General features: G+C 72.9%; 12 protein-coding genes. 5 read left to right on the top strand and 7 right to left on the bottom strand.

Going from position 1 to position 21,422, the window contains the following annotated elements:
• Positions 1-59: 59 nt before the first annotated feature.
• The 7 genes from ASD90_RS00635 to ASD90_RS00605 all read right to left on the bottom strand — a co-directional run bounded on the left by ASD90_RS00635 (position 60) and on the right by ASD90_RS00605 (position 14,577).
• Positions 60-6,383, bottom strand: a complete 6,324-nt coding sequence (locus ASD90_RS00635) for an Ig-like domain-containing protein (RefSeq protein ID WP_056750235.1) — start codon at positions 6,381-6,383, stop codon at positions 60-62.
• A complete protein-coding gene (locus ASD90_RS00630) occupies positions 6,380-7,165 on the bottom strand; it encodes a hypothetical protein (RefSeq protein WP_056750232.1) in 786 nt (261 codons plus the stop codon). Before ASD90_RS00630 ends, ASD90_RS00635 begins: the two co-directional genes overlap by 4 nt.
• Positions 7,166-7,343: 178 nt before the next feature.
• Positions 7,344-9,038 (bottom strand): serine/threonine-protein kinase, encoded by a 1,695-nt coding sequence (locus ASD90_RS00625; RefSeq protein WP_056750230.1) that lies wholly within the window; start codon positions 9,036-9,038, stop codon positions 7,344-7,346.
• A 43-nt stretch (positions 9,039-9,081) separates the two neighbouring features.
• Complete coding sequence (locus tag ASD90_RS00620; RefSeq protein WP_157622906.1) at positions 9,082-11,541, bottom strand: FHA domain-containing protein; 2,460 nt, start codon at positions 11,539-11,541, stop codon at positions 9,082-9,084.
• A gap of 2 nt (positions 11,542-11,543) precedes the next feature.
• Entirely contained in the window at positions 11,544-12,356 is an 813-nt protein-coding gene (locus ASD90_RS00615) for a PP2C family serine/threonine-protein phosphatase (RefSeq protein WP_056750226.1), read from the bottom strand.
• Positions 12,353-12,889 (bottom strand): hypothetical protein, encoded by a 537-nt coding sequence (locus tag ASD90_RS00610; protein ID WP_056750223.1) that lies wholly within the window; start codon positions 12,887-12,889, stop codon positions 12,353-12,355. Before ASD90_RS00610 ends, ASD90_RS00615 begins: the two co-directional genes overlap by 4 nt.
• 188 nt (positions 12,890-13,077) lie before the next feature.
• Complete coding sequence (locus ASD90_RS00605) at positions 13,078-14,577, bottom strand: CCA tRNA nucleotidyltransferase (protein WP_056750221.1); 1,500 nt, start codon at positions 14,575-14,577, stop codon at positions 13,078-13,080.
• A gap of 189 nt (positions 14,578-14,766) precedes the next feature.
• On the opposite strand from ASD90_RS00605, the gene ASD90_RS00600 reads away from it, so the two are divergent.
• The 5 genes from ASD90_RS00600 (at position 14,767) to ASD90_RS00580 (ending at position 21,349) form a co-directional block, all read left to right on the top strand.
• A complete protein-coding gene (locus ASD90_RS00600) occupies positions 14,767-15,252 on the top strand; it encodes an NUDIX hydrolase (RefSeq protein ID WP_020141640.1) in 486 nt (161 codons plus the stop codon).
• Positions 15,249-17,675, top strand: a complete 2,427-nt coding sequence (locus ASD90_RS00595) for a DUF6049 family protein (protein ID WP_235506333.1) — start codon at positions 15,249-15,251, stop codon at positions 17,673-17,675. The genes ASD90_RS00600 and ASD90_RS00595 overlap by 4 nt, the downstream gene beginning before the upstream one ends.
• Before the next feature lie 64 nt (positions 17,676-17,739).
• Positions 17,740-19,680, top strand: a complete 1,941-nt coding sequence (locus tag ASD90_RS00590) for a hypothetical protein (protein ID WP_162260157.1) — start codon at positions 17,740-17,742, stop codon at positions 19,678-19,680.
• A 2-nt stretch (positions 19,681-19,682) separates the two neighbouring features.
• A complete protein-coding gene (gene sigM / locus ASD90_RS00585) occupies positions 19,683-20,255 on the top strand; it encodes an RNA polymerase sigma factor SigM (RefSeq protein WP_056750216.1) in 573 nt (190 codons plus the stop codon).
• Between the two features lie 206 nt (positions 20,256-20,461).
• Positions 20,462-21,349, top strand: a complete 888-nt coding sequence (locus tag ASD90_RS00580; protein ID WP_056750213.1) for a hypothetical protein — start codon at positions 20,462-20,464, stop codon at positions 21,347-21,349.
• Positions 21,350-21,422: the final 73 nt, after the last annotated feature.

The raw sequence follows: 21,422 nt of genomic DNA, 5'->3' as shown, positions 1-21,422 counted from the left end.
GTGGGGTATGCCGTGTGGCTGGGGCGGGGCGCGCCCTGCTCCTTCGCGGGAGCGGGCCGTCACCCCCAGGGATTGCGTTCCGCGGAGTCGGACCCGTTCGACGACGAGCAGGTCACGCGGACCCAGCCGTTGGGGAACCCGAAGAACTTGTTGGAGTCGTTGCCGCCGTTGCTCGGGCGGTGCGACCCGCCGGAGCCGTTGTCGGGGTTGGACCAGCCGCCGTCGGAGCTGTCGACGGTGCAGCTGATGGCGCCGTTGTAGTTCGACAGGTTGTAGCCGACGTGGTTGCAGTTGGAGCCGCACTGGGTGCCGTCGGGCTTGGTGCACCCGCTCGTGGCGCCGCACTGGCTCCCCTTGTAGACCGAGTTCACCTTCGGCTTGGGGGCGGCGTTCGTCGTGCCGGTGATCGAGGTGTACGGACCCCAGCCCGAGTCGGTCGCGTAGGCCCGGACCCGGATGGTCCGGGTGTCGCTGTAGCCGAGGCCACCGATCGTCGTCGACTCGCGGCTCGCCCCGAACGTCTCGTTCTTGTCGCCGGTCACCTGGTACTGCGTGATCGGGCGGCCGTTGCTGGTCGGGGCGTTCCACGTGAAGGTGATGCTGTTGTTGTCGTGGCTCTCGCCCGGGTTGCGGATCGCCCGCGTCGGACCGAACGGGTGGTAGGTGACGCTGTTGGACCACGGTGAGCACCGACCGGCGACGTTGCAGGCCTGGACCTCCATGGACTGCTGGTTGTTGCCGAGGTTGGACGCGGTGCCGCCCGAGCAGCCGCTGCCACAGCTCCACGAGCCGGTGCGGCCCTCGTTGGTGCGCCAGTTGACCTTGTCGTAGCCGCGCGAGCGCGAGTCACCGAGGCTGAACGCCGCGTTCGCCGAGTAGTTCTCGCTCGGCGTCGACACCGACGAGAGGTTGGGCGTCTCGGGGATGCCGTCGGCGGTGTAGCCGCTGTAGTTGGCCTTGTCGGAGGTCGCCGGTCCGCCGTTCGTCGCGGTCACGACGTACTGCACCGTCTGGCCCTGGTAGGGGATCGTGTCGCTCGCGACACGGGAGTCGCCGCCGGAGCGGGTCGCGATGAGGTTCCATGCGCCCCCACCGGTGCGACGGAACACGTCGTACTTCGTGATGGGCGGTCCGTTCGGGTCGGTCGCCGCCCACGCGATGGACACCTGGGCGTTCGCCTCGCCCGGCACGGGCTCGCGCGGGCTCAGCGTCGGGGCCGGCACAGCGGCCGGCTTGCCGAACGACTGGGCCTTGACCTGGGGACCGAAAGGACCCCAGCCCGCCTCGTTGTTGGCCTGGACGCGGACGTTGTAGGCGTCGTTGTTGATGAGGCCGCTGATGACCTTGGTCAGACCCGGGGCCGCGACCTCCGCCTGTCCCGTGGCGCCGGCGCTGCCGCCGATGTTGACCCACTGGACGCGGTACTTGAGCACCTTGCTGCCCTCGTTCGGCGGCTCGCTCCACCGCACCGCCAGCTTGCGGTCTCCCGGCGTGATGTCGGTGATCGCCGTCGCCTTCGGCTTGGTGTCGGGGCGCACCGTGTTGCTGGGCGGGCTCTGGTCGGACCAGCCGACCGGGTTGCGGCTGCGGACCGTGAACGAGTAGTCCTGACCGTTGGTCAGCCCCGTGATCGTGCACGGGGAGGACGAGCAGGGCTTGGTGCCACCGCCGGGTCCGATCGCCGTGACCTCGTAGCCCTGGATCGGCAGGCCGCCGTCGTAGGCCGGCGGCCGGAAGTCGACCCGCGCGCTGCTGCCGAGGATGCGGTCCGCGACCGCGGTCGGGGCGGCCATGGGGTCGGGCTTGCTGCGGACGCTGACGGAGACCTGGCCGAGCGCGGCGGGGCGCCCGGGTGCGTCGACGGCCTGCACCGTGATGCGGGCGTCGCCGCGGCCCTTGTCGGACGCCGACACCGAGACCTGGCAGCCGCTCTGGGTGACGCTGACTCCCGTGCCGGACACGACCTTGGCCGACTGCACCTGGCATCTGGGGGCGGTCAGCGGGCTGTCGAGGTACTGCGACAGGTTGACCGTGCGGCTCGTGCCGGCGATGAGGCCCTCGACCCGCACCGGACGCAGGGTCGCGGCCGGTGGGGCGCTGACGACCCGCACCGTGATCTTGTAGGACTCGGCGCCGCCCTTGGCCTTGACGGTGACCGCGCCCGTGGAGCCCTCCTGGGCGGCCGGCTGGGCCTTGAGGACGACCTGGCGCCCGCCCGCACCGGCCTGGTTCAGGTCGACGCGGTCGATGGCGGGGTCCCACGTGGCTTCGTACTGCGCGTTGTTCGCGTCCATCCCGGTGGGCAGCCACGCGTGACAGAGCCGCGGGATGTCGAAGCTGCGGGCAGGGCCGTCGGCGACGAGCCGGACCTCGTGGTCAGGGCAGCGCAGCACCGGGACGTCGGGCCCGATCTGCACCGGGATCGTGACGTAGACCTTCTGGGCCGCCTTGTCGGCCGGACCCGTCGAGTTGGTCACCTCGAGCATCAGGGCGGCCGGGCCGACGTAGCCGTTGGTCGACGTCAGCTTGAGGTCGGTGCCGGAAGAGATGGCGGACTGGAGGTTCTCCTCCGGGGACGTCGACACGGTGTCGGGCGAGGTGAGGGACACCTTGCCGCCCCGAGGGTCGCTGACGTAGTCGCCGAGGTTGACGTCGACCGTCGAGTCGGCGCCCATCTTGATGGTCTTGCCGTCGACGACGTAGGGCGCACCGTTGCTGCCGGCCGGCACGTAGATGAGGGCCATGGCCGAGGCGCCGTCGGCATCCTCGATGACGTAGGGGACGACACGGGCCTGGGGCCGCAGCTGGATGCGCAGCTTGCGGCCCTCGCGGACGACGCCGTCCCCGATGAACGTCGTGATCTTGAGGCTCGCCTGGTCACCGTCGAGGTCGCGGTCGTTGGCCAGCGCGTCGACGAGGATCGAGGTCTCGCCCTGCTTGGCCAGGCCCGTGTCGTCGACGGCGATCGGCGGGTTGTTGAAGTCCTTCTGGCCGCGCACGGTCAGCGTCGACTTCGAGGCGTCGAAGAGCCCGTCGGTGATGCCGTAGGTCAGCACCTTGGCCGGGCCGTCCTCGGGGGCGACGACCTTGAAGGTGTCGTCCTTCTGCTTCTGGAAGTCCTTGAGCACGTCGGCGTCGTTGAGCGTCGACAGGTCGACGAACGACACCGAGTCCCCGGCGGCGATGAGGTCGTTGGACAGGACGTCGGCGTGGACCGTGCGACCGGGAGCGGCGACGACGTCGTCCTCGACGGCCACCGGCGGCTGCGGGTCGCCCGGCTGGACGACACCGACGCGGACGAAGCCCTCGCTCGTCAGGCCGAAGCGGTCGCGCAGCTGGTAGCGGATGACCTCGGTGCCGGCGCTGCGCGGGTAGGCCTCGTAGCGGATCGTCGCCGCGCCGAAGCCGAGGACTCGACCCAGCTTGAGGTCGACGGCCTTGCCGTCCTCGCCGACGATGCCGCTGACGAAGGTGAGGTCACCGTCCGGGTCGACGCCGCTCGTCGGCACCGTGATGGCCAACGTGTCACCGGCGGTCACGCTCGCCGAGAAGCTGCGCGCCGAGGGCGGCTGGTTCGGGTACTTCACCGCGTCGGGCAGCGGGTTGATCGTCACGCCGATGCGACCGGTGACCGCCCGGGCCCGGAGGCCCTCGGGGTAGGTGGCGTACTCGAGGATGGCCGCCTTCGGCCCCTTGAGGGTCTCCTGGTCGGGGACGTAGCGCACGACCGTGCCGGACGCGAAGGCCTGGCCACCGCCGGAGAGCACCTTGATGCTGGCCGGGTCGAGCTTGAGCGGGATGCCCTCGCTCATCGAGTCGTTGTCCAGGGCCGGGATCGTCACCGCGTCGCCGACGCGGACCGTGGCGACGTCGTCGACGACCGTCGGCAGCACCTTGTCCTTGGGCTCCGGCTTCTGCACGACCGACAGCTGGCCGACGGCGGTCTTCGTGCCGTCGCTGATCGTGTAGCTGACGGTGCCGCGTCGCGGGGTTTCGCCGTCGAGCGGGGCCGTGGCCTCGGCCCGGATCCACCGGCCCTGGACGACCGAGACGCGCAGCCACGCGTCGCCGGTGACGACGCGCTGGACCACGAGGACGTCGCTGCGCGGGCTGTAGTCGTTGGAGAGCACGTCGGCGATGACCGGGGTCTGCCCCCGGAGCACGGCGGCGTCCGGGGTCGCGACGGGCGGCAGGTCGACCGACGGGTTCGGCATGATGTCGACGCGGATGCGGCCGACGCTGACACCGGAGCCCACCTGGGCGGCATACGTCACCGTCGAGGTGCCGGGGGTCTGCCCCGTCACCGTGAGGACGTTGGTGTCGAGGTTGGTGTCGAGCCTCAGCTGGCCCGGACCCTTGACGGACTGCGCGAGGCGCATCCGGGCCTGCGGGTCGGTCGGGTCGGCGCCGGCGATGTCGTTGCCGAGCGGCTGGAGCTGCACCGGCTTGCCGACGACGGCGCGCAGCACGTCGGGCTGGGTCTTGGGCGGGATGGCCTTGCTGTCCTGCTCGCTCAGCACGTCGAGCGTGACCGACGCCTTCTGCGTGCCGCCACGGCCGTCGTCGACCTGGTAGTCGACGACCTGGTCGCCCTTGTCGCCCTGCGCCTTGACGGTCAGCGCCCCTGAGCCGTCCACGCCGGTCGTCGTCGGGTCGAGCGCCGAGACCTGGATCGGGTCGTTCTCGGCGTCGCGCCAGTCGGCGATGACACCGACGCGCACCGAGCCGCTCGCGACGACGGGGTACGTGGCCTGGGCCAGCTTCGCCTGACCCGTCCGCAGCTTGGGAGCGGTGTTGACGTCGGCCCCGACGATGCGGACCGTGACCTTGGCGGTCGCGCGGCCGTTCGTGGCCGTCGTGCCGTTGTTGACGGTGTAGTCGAAGGAGAACGTGCCGCTGGCCTCCTCGGGCACGGTGACCTGGACGGTCTGGCCGTCGGCCGAGGCGCTCGTCGAGACGCCGGTGACCCCCGGCTGGCTGACGTCACCGGGCGAGATCGCGAGGATCGAGCCCTGCGAGTCGGAGTCGTTGTCGAGGACGTGCAAGGTCGAGGTGCGCCCCGGGCGGACCTGCAGGTTGTCCGGCTGCGCCTTGGGCGGCGTGCGGCTCACCTCGTCATCGACGAGGTTCTCGTCCTTCTTCTTGTTCTTGTCGTCGGTCTGCGGCGGCGGGATGACGGAGTTCCAGTTGTCGATCTTGACGCGGTTGCGGTCGATGTCCCAGACGTCACCGGAGTCGAGGTCGTTGAGGACGATGAGGCCGCGGTTGACGCGCAGCTTGACGCCGTCGGTGCGCACGCCCTTCTTCATCGCGCCGAGGTCGACGGTGTCGGCGTCGGTGGGGGCGCCGCAGTTGCGGCCGTAGTAGACGTTGGACGCGCCGGCCCACGCCGCGTGGACGCAGCTCGCCAGACGCACGGGTGCCGAGAGGAAGAGCCGCTGACCGGGTGCGCCCTGGCTCAGCTTCACCCCACCGGTCGTGGGGCTGGCGCCGGTCAGCGACACCTGGGTCAGCTGCGCCTCGTCCTGGATGAGGACGGACGCCGCGTCGGGCCCGGGCTGCTGGAGCGCCGCGAAGGCAGGGTTGCCGGGCTCGGCGTTGCCGACCGACAGCTGCTGGGGCTCGGTGAGCGCGTCGGAGTAGAGCGTGCCCGTCGCGGAGTCCCAGACGACCCAGTGGCCGCCGACCGCGGTCACCTGGGCCGACTTCGACGTGAAGCCGAGCTTCGTCGTGACCGGCTTGGCGAACGCGTTGCCCTCGGGCCTCAGCACGGTGACCGTGCCCAGCTCGGCGGACACGGCATACACCGTGCCGTCGACGCCCACGGCGACGGCGGAGTTGCCACCCACCTTGGCGAGCGGCTTGGCCTGGGTCTGCAGGGCGTCGAGACCGGTGATCCCGCTGCGGTCGTCGACCCGCTGCGCACGCAGCTCGCCCTTCGCCGGGTCGATCATCGCGATGCTCCCGCCGCGTACGTCGACGAGGGGGGCGGTGAAGACGCGGTTGCCGGTGGCCGTGCTCGGCTTCGGCACGACGATCGCCTGCTCCGGCGCGAGGGTGCCCTCGGCCGGGTTGATCGGGACGATCTGGTTGCTCGCCTTGGAGTAGCCGACGATGGCCGCGCCGTCCTGGAAGACGTCAAGGCCCGAGCCGGTGGAGCCGTCGGACAGGACACCGGCGTCGAGCTGCCCGGCGGGCTTGTTGATGCGGCCGTAGCGCGCCTGCTCGGAGTTCGTGACCCAGACACCGCCGTCGTTGAGGTCGGCCTTGCGCACGATCTCGCCCTCGCTGCGGGTGGCGAGCCACACGAGCAGGCTGGCGACGAGGGCGACGACGACGGTGGAGATGACTCCGACCCGTCGCTTGGTGGCGGCGGTGCTCATGCGTTCCCCTGTTCGGCGACGGCCATGCGGCCGTCTGCCCGGTTCTCTTCATCTGGCGTGGTGTCGGTGGAGACCGGCTCGTCGATGAGGGCGAGATCGTCCTCGGTGACGAGCTTGGTCGAGAGCGCGTGCTCGACGAGGCGTGCCTTGCGGTTGGTCGCGAGCTTGCCGACGCCGCCGTGCAGGCCGCGCGTGCCGGCGTCCGCGAGCTTCTGGCAGACGTTGTCGAGCTTGCGGTTGAAACGGGTGAGGGTCCAGCCGAGCCGGTCGGCGGCGGCAGCCGAGGAGGGTATCTGGCTCGTACCCGCCTCCCGGCGGCGCAGGAACGGCTCGCAGAGCGCGACGACGAGCAGCTTCTGGTCGGGGGTGAACGACACCCGGCCGACCGTCGCCGCGCCGACCTCGTCGTCGTCGGACTCGGACGGAGGGTCGGCCGTCACCGACGTGAAGGCGGGGCTCGCCACGTGGATCTCGAAGTCGTAGGTCGTCGGGCCGGCCGTGAACCAGACGATGAGCTGCTTCATCGCGAGCGGGATCTTCGCGCCCGGGTTGAGCCACGCCTGGAAGAGACCCTGCTCGTCGGCGACCGTCGCCGTCAGCGTCGACCCGGTGTTGCTCAGCCACCAGAAGCCGTTCTCGAACGACACGACGAGGAAGGTGCGGTGCAGGTAGGGGTTGTCATCCACCTCGACGTCACCGGTGCGACCGATGGTCAGACCGGTGTCGGGCGACACGGAGTACTCCTCGCCGCAGAACACGACGGTCACCTTGCTGTGGATCACGATCAGGTCCCCTGATTCCTGTCGACGCGCTGTCGCGCTGGCGCTCGCGGCTAACGATGTGCGGCTGCACCGCGTTACGGACGTCTGTGGTGGTTTGCGGGTGTCTGGGTCGAGGTTGCCGTTCCGACCCTTTCGTGTCCACCCGCCGGCGTACTCAGGCAGCGGGTCGCCGCCGCCTTCACTGGGCGGTCTCGCACTGCACGTCGGCCCCCGGGGAGGCCTGGCCGGAGCGGGCCACGACGACCGTGGCGCACACCTTCGTGCCCTGGGGCGCCTTGACCGTGTAGGTCCTGGCCGTGACCGAGACGAGCGTGGCGCGCTCCGGGTTCCCGGCGTCGGACGGCGTCGGACCGTAGGACACGCGGAAGGTGTCCTTCGTGGACGGCTGCGGGTAGCTCCACGTGAAGCTGACGCGGCCCTGACCCGATCGCGCCGAGATGGTCGGCTTGTCGAAGACACCGTCGCCGATGGCGCTGTCGTCCCCCGGCATCGAGACGGTGGCGCTTGGCGTGGGAGTCGCCGGGGTGTCGTCGTCCGAGCCGGGTCGGGCGACGAGGAAGACGACGAGACCGACGAGGACGACCACGCCGGCCACGAGGCCCCAGAGGACCGCGGGCTTCGCGAGCGGAGACGTCGCCGCCGGCGCCGGAACGCCCTGCGTCGCAGACGCGCTCGTGGCGCGTCGGACCGTGGCCTCCTCGGCGGCGTCCGACCCGAGCGGCGCAGTCCGGCTCCCCACCGGGTCGGTGACGGCGGCCGGGCGGACCGGCGCGGCCGACGCCCCGTGGCTGGGGCTCGGCATCGGGGCCGGCGACCAGCGTTGCGCACCGGCCCCCGATCGGCGACGCGTCTCGTCGTCGAGCATCGTCGGCGAGGGACCGACGGGCTGCGCGACGACGGTCTGCGGTGCCTTGACCCGGGTACGGTCCTCGTCGTCCCCGGCGCGGCCGGTCGGTGACCCCTGGGTCTGGCTGACGAGGGTGGTGTGACCCTGCTCGTCGAGCACGACGATGGGGGTGCGGCCCAGGCGTTGCTGCTGCTCGACGGCCTGGAGCGCACGGGCGAGCTCGAGCGCCGACGCCGGTCGGTGCGCGGGGTCCTTGGCCATGGCCTGTGCCAGCAGTCGCTCGAGGCCGGCCGGCACGTCCTGACGGCCCGTCGCGGGCGGTGCGGTGCTGCGGATCCGGGGCATCAACGCGTACGCCGAGTTGTCGCCGCCCGGGACCTCGAAGGGCGAGCGCCCGACGAGCAGCTGCCAGAGGGTGGCGGCGAGCGAGTAGACGTCGGATCGCTCGTCGCCGTTGCTCTGGCCGTAGAGCACCTCCGGGGGTGCCCACGGCACCGAGACGCCGACGTCGTCGGTGGTCTCGGCCTCGACGTCACCCTCGCGGGCGCCGCGACCGGCGATGCCGAAGTCGGTCAGGCCGGGAGCGCCGTACGCGCTGATGAGGACGTTGGCCGGCTTGATGTCGCGGTGCGTGATGTGGGCGCGGTGCGCCGTCTCGACGGCACTCGCGAGCTGGATGCCGGTGCGCAGCACGTCCTCGACGGAGAAGCGCTCGGCCCGGGCCCGCATCGCCAGGTTGGGCGGCGGGTAGTACTTCATGACGAGGTAGGGACGACCGTCGTCGGAGGCACCGGAACGGAAGACCTGCACGATGTACGGGTGGTCGCCGAGGGCGGCCATCGTGTCGGCCTCCTCGACGAACTGCTGGCGCAGGGCGTCGGTCAGGCCCTCGGACTTGAGCACCTTGACCGCGACCGGCATGCGGGGGCTCTGCTGCTCGTAGAGGAACACGTCGGCGTAGCCGCCCGACCCGAGCGGCTGGACGAAGACGAGCCCCGGGATCTTCGGGGGCGCACCCTTCTTCACGAGGCACCTCCGTCAGCAGCCGGCAGGTGGTCGGGCGTGCGGGTCACGACGCCGCCTCGAACGTGAAGGAGACCTCGTCGGCCATCGACACGAGCGACCCCGGCTCGAGGACCTGCTGGTCGTTGGCGCGCAGGCGGATCGGGCTCTCGCCCGGCAGCGTCACGGTCGTGCCGTTCGTCGTGCCGAGGTCGCGGATGAGCACGTGCCAGCCCTCGAGGATGACCTCGACGTGGTTGCGCGAGACGTCGCGCTCCGGGCTCGGCACCTTGACCACGTGCGGCCGGTCGTGGACGGCGAGACCGTCGCCGAGCTTGGGCGCGCGGCCGAGCAGCACGCTGCGGTCGAGGGTCACGACGTCACCCGTCGACAGCCGCAGCACGCCCAGTGGCGGTCGCGGCATGGCGAAGGGCTCCTGCGGCGGGATGCTCGAGCCGCAGACGCGACAACGGTCGCCGTGCGGCGGGGTCGGGTGGCCGGCGGAGCACAGGACGGCCAGGACGCTCGGGCCGGAGAAGGACTGGTTCTGCGCGGCGTGGCGCGCCTCGAGCAGGGCGCTCCGGTCCACGGTCAGCTCGGTCTCGTCGTCGTCCGTGTCTGCGTCGAGGGTGGGAGCGGGCGGGACCGGTTCCGGCGTCGTGCGAGCGACGGGGGCGACCGGGGCGACGGGGGCGACCGGCGGCACGGCGGAGGGCACCGCGATGGGCACGTCGAAGGTGGGCTCCGCCGGTGGCTGGGCCCCTTCGACGTATGCCGTCGCCGCAGGAGGCGTCGGGGGTGCCGTCGGCGTCGAGGCCGGGGTGGGTACCGGGTCGACAGTCACGGGCGGCGGCCCGGTCGAGATGAGCGGCGTCGCCTCGGGTGCGCGGACGCCTGGCGGCGGGGTGTTCATCGGGGGCAGCAGGCTCGGGGCAGGCGGTGGCGTGTGCCGACCCGAGAAGGTCGGGACCTCGGGCTCCACCTCGGGCTCAGGCACCTCCGTCTCCGGAGCGGAGCGAGCCCACGGCACCGAGGAGATGAGACCGCCTTCGGGCACGACCGGCGCGGACGGGATGGGTCGCGCCGGCACCACGGGCGCCGGCGCGGCGTTGGTGACCGGTGCGTCGGACGCGTCGGCGGCGGCCGGGAGGGTGGGGCCCGGCAGCGGGTCGTCCTCGTCGGGCCCCGCCTCGTCGTCGGGCTGGGTCAACGAGGCGAGCACCCTGCGGTGCTCGTCGGCGGCCGTCGTGTGCCCGAAGAGGTAGTCGTAGCTCGGCGGGGCCGCCGGCACGTCGTCGTCGGGTTCGTCGAGCCCGGACGCGACGGGCGAGGCGGGGTCCGGGCCGGCCGACGGATCCGACGGAGCGGACGGAGCCGACGGCGTCGACGGCCCGGGGTCGAGCACGGGGCGGGCCGACCAGGTCGAGTGCACGTCACGCGGCGCGGCCACGGGCAGGTCTCCGGCCACCGGAGCCGAGGACACCGACGACGCGCCCGAGGCAGCGTGCTCGGCGCCGCCGTCGTTCGTCGTCGGAGTGGCGCGAACAGGAACGGCAGGGGCCACGGACGTCCACGATCGCAGCGCGGGCGCGGGACTCGCGGGCTCGTCTGGTGCGACAGGCTCGACCCGATGGTCACCCCGCACCTCGTCGGATACAGCATCCGAGTCCTGTTGCGCCACAGCGTGACTGGCATCGCTGTCCTCGGATTCGCCTGCGGCCGAAAGGGATTCGGCCCTCTCGGCTGGGGCGTGGGACGAGGAAGGTGACGTGCCGCCCTCGGCCCAGCTGCGGTTCCAGGGCGAACGGCTCGACGTGGCGGACGTGTCCGCGCGTTCCACCGCCTCGACGTCCCGGCTCACCGGTGCCGCCGAGCCGAACGTCGGGATACCGCCGGACGGCGTCCCGGCCTCCTGCTGACGCGCGGGCCCGGGCCCGGGCTCGACCTCGAGGACGGCAGAGACGCCGCCGGTGGCGACCGCCACCGGCCCGCGGGTCCCACCGTCGGTCGTGGAGGGCGTGGCCGAGGCGTCGACCGGCGCGTCAGGCGCCACGGGCGTCGCCGCGTCGCCGCTGTCCACGGAGGCGGATCCGCCACTCGGAGGTGGTGGTCCGGCCACGAGGCCCTGCGAGGGCACCGGATGCGAGCGCTCCGACTCCTCGAGCACGCGCAGCACGACCCGCTCGGGATGGGCGGGCAGCTCGAGGTCGGTCCAGACCTTGCTGCTCGTCGCGCGCACGTCGTGCTCGGTGCCGTCGGCAAGCGTCACGACCGCCGACACCGGGCCGAACGCCACGATGCGCGTGCGCGGCTGCCAGTGCACGCCGACGAAGTGGTGCGCCTTGCGCATGCCCCCGGCGGTCAGCACCTCGACGACGTCGTCGAGATCGCCACCGTCGGCGGCATCGCTCGCCGCGATGGTGCGCTCGTCGTCCTCGTCGAGACCGATGAGCAGGTGCATGCCGGGGCCCCCGATGTGCGTCCAGCCTTCGGGGGCCCGGTCGACCACAACGGACGGGCCACTCACGTCTACGACCTGCTCTCCCCTGATGAGCCGTTCACGTTCTCGCGCGGGGTCGTGTCCTCGTCGACGTCGGAGTCGGCGTCCTGGCCCTGCACCGCGACGACGATAGCAGTGACGTTGTCGCGACCACCGGCCTCGACACCGCGTCGCACCAGCTCGGTCGCGGCCTCGTCGGCGTCGGGGTGGTCGGCGAGGACGGCCTCGATCTCCTCGCGGGTGAGCTCGTTGGACAGGCCGTCGGAGCAGATGACGAACACCTCGCCCGGGTAGGGCGGGAAGACCCACGTGTCGACGACACCCATAGGGTCGCGTCCCAGCGACCGCGTGACGACGTTGCGCCCCGGGTGCCGCTGCGCCTGCTCGGGGGTGATGAGGCCACGCTCCACGAGTTCCCAGACCTCCGAGTGGTCGACGGTCACCTGCGCGAGCCGGCCGTCGAGGCACCGGTAGACCCGGGAGTCACCGATGTTGAAGACGGCCCAGTGGCGCGAACCACCGACGGAGACGAGGGCGAGGCCGGCGACGGTGGTGCCCATGCCGGTCTGCTCGGGGTGGCGCGCGGCCGAGGCGAGGATGCGGCGGTTGGCCTCGCCGACCTGCGCGACGACGTCGCGCACCTGCAGCACGGGACGCTCGGCGAGCTCGGCGACGGTCTCGGCGGCGATCCGGCTCGCGACCTCCCCGGCGGCGTGACCTCCCATGCCGTCGGCGACCACGTAGACCGTGCCTCGGGTGCACGCGGAGTCCTCGTTGTGCTGGCGCACGCGACCCACGTCGGTCGCGAGGCCGGAGGCGATGACCGGGAGCGTCGTGCTCATGCGTCCGCGTCCGCGTCGTCGGCAGCGCCCTCGTCGGCGGCGGGCCCCGCGTCCCCCCAGGGCGTGACGCGCGCCGTGGTCAGGACCTCGCGGACGAGCTCGTAGTCCGCCACGGCGTCCGCACCACCGACCGCACCGGTCAGCTGCACGAGGTGCGCGCCCGCGCCGGGCCCCCCGGCCGTCACGAGGTGGAAGAGGTTGGCCTGCAGGACGGTGTCGACGTCAGCGTCGGGCCAGGTCGCGTCGCACCCGACGAACTGTGCGCCGCCGAGGTCGGCGGCATACGGCTCGGAGACGGCGCCGCCGCGCGACGTGGCCATCGAGGCGATCTGCTCGAGGGAGTCCTCGATCCGGTAGGCCGGTCCGCACTGCTCGATGGTGACGACGACGTTGGGTGCGAAGGACCCCTCACGCGGGAGCCGCGCCGCCATCGTCGTGCCCGGTGCATGCGCCGGCTCCCAGCCGTCCGGCACCTCGAGGGCCACCGACGGCTGGCCCGGGAAGGCGGCGCTCGGGTAGGCGAGGGTGCTCATGGCTCGTTCCTTTCGGTCGTTCCCGCGGGGGTCGGGGACGGCGCGGTCAGTCAATCATTCACGAGGTGACGTGTCAGATCGGCCGGGGCACCTCCCGGGCGGGCGCTGGCGGCGCAGGAACGAGGTCCTCCGAGCGTACGACCGCGTCCCCGGACGTCGCGATGGGGAGAACTCCCCGGCGACACCTCTCAGGCGGAGGACTCGCGCGCGGCCCACCAGGCGAGCAGCTTCTCGCGGGCGGCGTCCTTGCCGATGGGTCCGTCGTCGAGCCGGACCGACAGGAGGAAGTCGTAGGCCTCCCCAAGCACGGGCCCGGGCCGGATCGCCAGTGCCTCGGCGATCTCGTTCCCGTTGAGCTCGGGTCGGACGCTGGCCAGCTCCTCCTCGGCCGCCAGGCGCTCGATGCGCTTCTCGAGGTCGTCGTAGGCGCGGGAGAGGCGCTGCGCCTTGCGGGCGTTGCGCGTCGTGCAGTCCGACCGCGTCAGCCGGTGCAGGCGCGTGAGCAGCGGTCCGGCGTCGTTGACGTAGCGCCGGACGGCGGAGTCGGTCCACTGTCCGTCGCCGTAGCCGTGGAAGCGCAGGTGCAGCTCGACGAGCCGGGCGACCTGCTTCGTCGTGTCCTTGTCGAAGCGCATCGCCTTCATCCGCCGGCTGGCGAGCTTGGCGCCGACGAGCTCGTGGTGGTGGAAGGAGACCCCGCCGCCGTCCTCGAAGCGACGGGTGGCTGGCTTGCCGATGTCGTGGAGCAGGGCCGCGAGGCGCAGCACGAGGTCGGGCCCGGGCACCGACTCGGGCGCCCCACCAGCGGGACCCTCGAGGTCCATGGCCTGCTCGAGGACGATGAGGGAGTGGTCGTAGACGTCCTTGTGCCGGTGGTGCTCGTCGAGCTCGAGACGCAGTGCGGGCAGCTCGGGCAGGAAGACGTCGGCGAGCCCCGTGTCGACGAGGAGCGTCAGGCCCAGTCGCGGCCTCGGTGACAGGAGCAGCTTGACGAACTCGTCGCGGACCCGTTCTGCCGAGATGATCGAGAGGGTGTCGGCACGCTCGGTCATGGCGGCCCGCACCTCCGGCGCGACCTCGAAGCCGAGCTGGGAGGCGAAGCGCGCCGCCCGCATCATCCGCAGCGGGTCGTCGGCGAAGGACTCCTCGGGTGCGGCGGGCGTCATGAGCCGCTGCCGGACGAGGTCGGACAGCCCACCGTGGACGTCGACGAACTCGAGGCTCGGCAGCCGGATCGCCATGGCGTTGACCGTGAAGTCGCGCCGGACGAGGTCGCCCTCGAGGCTCTCGCCGAACATGACCTCGGGCTTGCGCGACGTGCGGTCGTAGGTGTCGGCGCGGTAGGTCGTGATCTCGATGACGTGCGGCCCCTTGCGCAGTCCGATGGTGCCGAACTCGCGGCCGATGTCCCAGTGGGCGTCGGCCCAGCCGGTGACGAGCGCGAGGATCGCGTGCGGCCGGGCGTCGGAGGTGAGGTCGAGGTCGGGCGAGACGCGTCCGAGGAAGGCGTCGCGCACCGGACCCCCGACGAGGGCCAGCTCGTGCCCGGCGGCGGCGAACCGCTCCCCGAGCTCGGTCAGCATCGGCAGGACCGGGGCGAGCCGGGCGACGGCCGCCCGCAGGAGCGGGAGTCCGGCGTCGGCCGGCTCGTGGCTGTCGGCGGAGGGCGTGTCGGGTCGGTCAGGCACGCGCCCAGCCTAGTGAGCGTTCGCTGGGCCCCCGACCGCGCGCGTACGCGGTGGGGTGAGCTGCGGATGGACCGGGACCGGCCGGGCGTCCGCCCGGGACAGGCACCGGGCACACCCGTCGACACCCGTCGCGTGCGGCGTCGCGCCGACGACGAGAGCCGTCCGGGTCCCGCCCGTTATGGTGGCGATGTGAGCGCGCAGCCCGTCCCCAGCCCCGTGCCGGGGAGGCGTCTGCCCGCCGTCGAGGAGCGCTCTGCCGGTGGCATCGTCGTCGATGTCCAGGAGGGTCTGGCCCTCATCGCGATCATCGCCCGCCGCAACCGCGCCGGCCGCGTCGAGTGGTGCCTCCCCAAGGGCCACGTCGAGCCCGGTGAGACCCTCGTCGAGACGGCCGCCCGCGAGGTCGCCGAGGAGACCGGGATCGTGGGGCGCGTGCTCGTCGAGCTCGGCACCATCGACTACTGGTTCGCGACGTCCAACAAGCGCGTCCACAAGTTCGTGCACCACTACCTCCTCGAGGCCACGGGCGGTGAGCTCTCCATCGAGAACGACCCCGACCACGAGGCCATCGACGTCGCGTGGATGCGACTGGACGAGGTGCACCGCAGGCTCACCTTCCCCAACGAGCGCCGCATCGCGCAGGCGGCGTGGAACCGGCTGGCGGGGACGGCGTGATCCTCCGAGGGTCGCGGCGTCCGGACACGAGCGGGCGCCGCGCAACCCGCCTCGTGCGCCGCCTGACCGCCACGGCGACGACGATCGTGGCGCTGGGGATGACGGCCGGTGGCGCCCTGGCGAGCGCCGCGCCGTCCGCCGGCCCGAGCACGTATGCCGCCGGGCCCGCCTCCTCGGCCGCGCACCGTCCCGCCGTGGTGCCCGCCAAGGACGTCGCCGTCATCGTGCTCGACACCCTGTCGCCGGCCGTGGTCGGACCGGGCAAGGACGTCACGATCACCGGCACCGTCACGGCCCCCCTCACCGGTCCGCTGTCGGGCCCGGAGGTGCGGGTCGTGCGCGGTGACGTCACGGTCAACCAGCGCAGCGCGCTCGACGACTGGGCCTCCGGCCGCACCGACACCTCCGGTCGCACCGTCGACACGACGTCCATCGCCACGGTGGCCGCCGGGCAGACGCGGGCCTTCACGGCCACGGTCCCGTGGGAGCGGCTGCGCTCCGACGAGGCCTTCGCGGCGCTGCCGATCTCGGTGGAGGTGGTCCAGGAGGGGGCGAGCGAACCCACCGGGATGACCCGGACCTTCATCGCCTGGAACGGCCGCAAGGAGTACGTGCCGCTCAAGGTCGCCACGGTGGTCCCCGTCACGCTCGATCCCGTGGTCGACCTCTTCTCCCGCGACGACCTGGTCCGGCAGGCTGCCTGGCAGCAGGCCATCGGTCCCGACTCGAGGGTCGCCCGCATCCTCGAGGGCACCAACGGCACCCGGGTGAACCTCGCCGTCGACCCGTCGGTGCTCGGCCCCGACGCGGCCACCGACTCCGGAGCGGTCGGTCCCACGCCGAGCGGCACGTCCACGTCCGGCGGCACCGGCACGGCCACGCCGTCACCATCGGGCACCGGCACCTCGGGGACCTCCCAGCCGTCGGGGACCACGGGCACCACGGGCACGCCGACTCCGGGATCCGCGACGAGCACCCCCGCGCCCGGGGGCACGTCCCCGACCCCGTCGACGACGACGGCTCCCGGCGGCACGCCGTCGGAGGCCAGGCTCGCGATCGCGCGGCTCGGCGACGCCGTCGTCACGCAGCTGACCGGCCGCAGCGTCTGGGCGCTGCCCTACGCGGACGCGGACATCGCCGCCACCGTCGGCGTCGATCCCGCGAACTCTCTCGTGCGCGACCTCGTCAGCCGGGCGTCGACCCTCGCGGCCCGCCTCGGTCAGCCGGCCCGGACCGACATCGTCTGGCCCGTCGACGGGCTGATGCCGGCCGGGCGCGAGAAGGGCATCAAGACGCTGCTGTCCGGCACGACCGTCAAGAAGGCCGCCGGCATCGTCGTCAGCGCCCCCGCCGTGACCAGGGGGTCGGCCTACACCCCGACCGCACGGCGGGTCACGGCGAGCGGGACCCGGCTGCTCGCGTACGACACCCGCCTGTCCGCCCTGCTGCCGAAGCGCAGCGACCCCAGTCCCGTCCTGTCGGTCCAGCGCTACCTCGCCGAGACGCTCGTGCTGCTCGGCGAGCGCGCCGGCACCCCGCGCTCGGTGCTCGTGACCGCACCGCGCACCTACGACCCCGATGCCGCCGGGCTCGCGACCTTCCTCGAGGCCACCTCGAGCGCGCCGTGGCTCGAGACGGTCGACGCCGCGTCGCTGCTGACCGACAGCGGCAACGACAAGGCCGTGCCGCAGACGAAGCCGACGACGGCGGTCGCCTCCGCCGCCCCCAGGCCCGTGCTCAACGCACGCCGCCTGGCACGAATGGCCGACCAGCGCGACACCCTCCTCAGCGTCTCCTCGGTCCTGCGCGACGGCGAGGAGTTCGAAAAGACCTACCGCGAGGTGCTCGACGAGCTCGCGAGCGCCCGATGGCGCTGGAACCCGGCCGGGTGGGTCACCCTGGCCAACTCCGTCGACGCCGACATCAAGGCGGCGACGAGCGCCATCCGCGTCGTGCCTCGCACGAGCACGATCAACCTGCTCGCCGAGAACGGGACCCTGCGCGTCACCGTCGAGAACGGCCTCGACTACGCCGTCGAGGACATCCGCCTGCGACTCGTGCCCGACAACCCGCGCATCCGCATCGTGGAGCAGCCCGGTCCGGTGACCATCGGGCCCTCCTCGCGCACCAACGTGCCGGTCGAGGTCGCTGCGGTGGCCGCGGGCCGTGCCGAGATCCGCGCCTTTCTGACGACGGCCGACGGCACCCGGATCGGCTCACCGGCCACCATTCCCGTGTCGGCCAACCCGCTGGACGCCGCCATCTACTGGGTCGGCGGCATCCTCGTGGGACTCGTCCTGCTGGCCGGTGTGATCCGTGCGGTCGTCAAGGGCACCTCGCGCGTCGACGAGATCGCCGACATCGAGGCCGTGACCGCGGCACACGAGGCGCTCGGCGATTCGGACGACGGGGATCGCGTCTGAGTCCGCCTAGGATGGGTGTCGAGCCACGCATCCGCGCACGACATGACGAGGGAGGGTGACGCACGTGCAGGGAGTCGGACCCGGATCCGTCCTGGGCGGCCGCTACGCGGTCACGCTGCGCACCTCCGAGGGCACCCACCACGAGCGCTGGCGCGCCAACGACCACACCCTCGAGCGCGAGGTCGTGCTCGTCTGCTTCCCGGCCGCCTCGTCGGTCGCGGCCGCCGCGCTCGACGCCGCCCGCCGGGCCGCGGGCATCGAGGACTCCCGCCTCGTGCGGGTCCTCGACGTGGGCACCGACCAGGGCGTCGGCTTCATCGTCGAGGAGCCCCTGACCGGCGCCGCACCCCTCTCGCACCTGTTGCAGAGCGGCGGCCTCTCGCCCGACGAGGTGCGCCGGCTGACCGGCGAGGCCGCCACGGCCCTCGACAAGGCGACCCATCGCGGTCTGCACCACCTCGCCCTGACCCCGAGCTCGCTGCTGCGGATGTCCGACGGTGCCGTCAAGGTGCGCGGCCTCGCCACCGAGGCAGCCCTCACCGACGCCGACCGCCTCTCCGACGAGCGGGCGTCCCGCGCCGACGCCGTCGGGCTCGTCAAGATCGCGTATGCCGGACTCACCGGTCGCTGGCCCATGGTGTCCGTCGACGACGGGCTGATCCCCGCGGGCGCGCCCGTCGGCCTCGAGGCGGCCCCGACCATCGTCGGTGGTGTCGCCGCCCCCTCCGAGATCGCCGTGGGCGTGCCCAACGACCTCGACCTCATCTGCCGCATGACCCTGGGCAACGGCCGACGCGGGCCCGTGTCGCCCGGCGACCTCGCCCTCCAGATCGCGCCGTGGCCGAGCGAGCAGGCGTCGTCCGACGGTGCCACCGGCATCGGCCTGCGCAGCCGCGACCGCGAGTCCCTCGAGCCGACGCGTGTCATGCCGTCCGTGGGCGCCGGGGCAGCAGCTGTGGGTGCGGCCGGTGTCGCGGGTGCTGCCGGGGCCGCCTCGAGGACCGGCGCCGGGGGCGACCTGGGCCAGCCGAGCACGATCTTCTTCGACAGCGTGTCCGAGGGACAGCCCGGCGCCACGACGACCGGCGCGCCCACCACCGAGCGACCCCATGGCGGCATCGCCGCGGCCGGGGCTGCCGCGGCCGGCGTCGCCGGTGCCATCGGCGACAAGGTCGGCTCGTTCGCCCGCGCCGCCGCCGACAAGGCCGCTGCCCGGGCCGCCGAGCGCCGGTCGTCCCACGACGACGACTTCGAGGGCGAGGACATCGGCCTCGTCGACGCGCTCGACGAGGCGCCCACGACCCGCCTGGAGCCGCCGCTGCCGGTCTTCGGTCGCGACGTCCCCGAGGCTCCGAGCGGCGCGCAGTCGCGCATCGCCCTCGCGATCGTCGGGGTGCTCGTGCTCATCGCGCTCGTCATCGGCATCAGCAACGTCATGAAGATCGGCCAGCACGACGGCCCCGCCACGGCCGTCACCGTCACCAAGACGCGCACACCGTCCGCGAGCCAGCCGCAGGGCACGACCACCCAGGCGCCACCGGCCACGACCCAGGCGCCGCCCGCGGCACCCGTCAGCGTCATCGGCGGCACGGGCTTCGACCCCGAGGACGGCACCGAGGCCGACCAGAACGTCAAGCTCACCTTCGACGGCGACCCGGGCACCGAATGGCGCTCGCGCTGGTACGGCACCGCCTCCTTCAACGGCAAGAAGGACGGCGTCGGGGTCCTGCTCGACCTCAGCGCGCCCACGGTCGTCAAGGAGGTCGAGCTCGTCCTCGGCGCCGAGCAGAACGTCACCGTGTACGCCACCGACTCGGGCTCCAAGGACTCGCTCGACGGCGCCCAGAAGATCGGGTCCATGAAGAGGGCCAGCGGCACCGTCGTCATCAAGGCCGACGGCCCGCTCCAGCCGGCCAGCAAGATCCTCGTCCTCGTCACCAAGGCGGCGCCCGCCGAGGCCGCGAACCACTACCGCGCGCAGATCAGCGAAGTGACGGTGCGCTGACCGTGAGCCCGGGGGTTGCCGCCCCGGTCGCAGATCTGAGCGACCGGGAGCTGCTGGCACTGCACGTCGACGGTGACGACCATGCCTTTGCCGAGCTCTTCCGACGGCACAAGGACCGGATGTGGGCCGTCGCGCTGCGCACCGTGCGTGACCCCGAGCTCGCCGCCGACTGCGTGCAGGACGGCTTCATCGCCGCCTTCCGCCGGGCCGAGTCGTATCGCGGCGAGGCCGCCGTCACCACGTGGCTGCACCGCATCATCGTCAACGCCTGCCTGGACCGGCTGCGTCGCCGCAAGCCGACCGCCGAGCTGCCCGAGTACGAGCTCGCCGACCGCCACGACCACCACGCCTCCACCGAGGTGCGCCTCGACATCCAGGAGGCGCTGGCCAAGCTCCCCGAGGGGCAGCGCGCGGCGCTCGTGCTCGTCGACATGCACGCGGTGCCGGTGGCCGAGGCGGCCGTCATCCTCGGCGTCGCCGAGGGGACCATCAAGTCGCGGTGCGCACGCGGGCGCGCGGCCCTGGCCCAGCACCTGGGTCTGACGCCGGGTGTCCGGCCCGTCGAGCACGACTGACGCGGTCCGCGCACGCCGTCACGGGGTACGGGTGGGACGGGCCCGGGTCACCTCGGGTCCCGCGGCCACCGTCCCGGCCCCCCCGCCGAAGAATGGTTGAATCCGGTGGAACCCGACGGCCACAGGGGGCCGTCGAAGCCATGGCGACCGGCATACCCCTGCCTGCCCGTCCGACCACCGCACGCCCTGCCTGAAGGACCACATCCGTGGACGAGTCCGCGCACACCCCCGAGCACCATCCTCGCGTCCGTGACCCCGACGACCGGGACGTGACCGAGCCGGCCGGCGACCGGGCCGTCGACCACGAGATCGAGGATGACGCCCCCCCGCCCCACCTCGACGCGGACGTCGAGCAGCAGGTGCGGACCCTGCTCGCCGGAGCGGCAGACCCTGGCCCGATGCCTGACGGCGTCTCCGAGCGCATCTCCGCCGCCTTGCTCGAGGCGGCCCGGCTGCGCGTCGACCCGGGCCCCCTGGCCGCCTCCCGCGCCGGTTCGGACCCGGCGGATCCGGCCAACCCGGCCGACATGTCTCACGGCTCGGTGCTCGCGCTGCCCACGCGCGCGAACCGACCCAAGCCGATCTACCTCGTGGCCGCCGTCGCCGCGGCCGCTGCCGTCGTCGCCGTGGGCGCGTCGGCCCTGCACGTGACTAAGCGGCCCAACGGGGCGGCGGTCATCGGCGACACCTTCGGCGCCGGGGCCTCCACGACGCCGTCGAGCCCGCCGTCCACGCCGTCCGGCCTCCACATCCAGCTCAGCACGACGGCATACACCGCCGCGAACCTCGCCGGGCGGGCGCGCGAACTGCTCGACCGCCCGGGAGAGCCGATCCGCGACCTCGCAGCGGAGTCGCCCGCGATCGGTCCCATCGCCACCCCCATCGGCCTCGAGGCGTGCCTCGAGGAGATCGGGGCGCTCAGCGCGGCGGACCCCGCGCCCGACGGCGTCTCCGCCGACCTCGCGACGTTCGACGGACGCCCTGCAGTCGTCGTCGTCGTCACCCGCGCCGGCGCCAGCACCGCATGGGCCGTGGAGCGCAGCTGCACGACCGGCGCCCCCGGCCTGCTCCGGGACGCCACGCCCGTCCCGTGAGCCCCACGAGACTGCTGGCACCACGCGCGATGCGGACGCGCGCCCAGCGCCTCGCAGGCTGACGAGCGCGGGA

This window comes from Terrabacter sp. Root181 (assembly GCF_001428505.1).
Classification (GTDB): domain Bacteria; phylum Actinomycetota; class Actinomycetes; order Actinomycetales; family Dermatophilaceae; genus Terrabacter.
The sequence above is the reverse complement of the archived record's forward strand: the minus strand, read 5'-3'. Positions and strand labels throughout refer to the sequence as shown.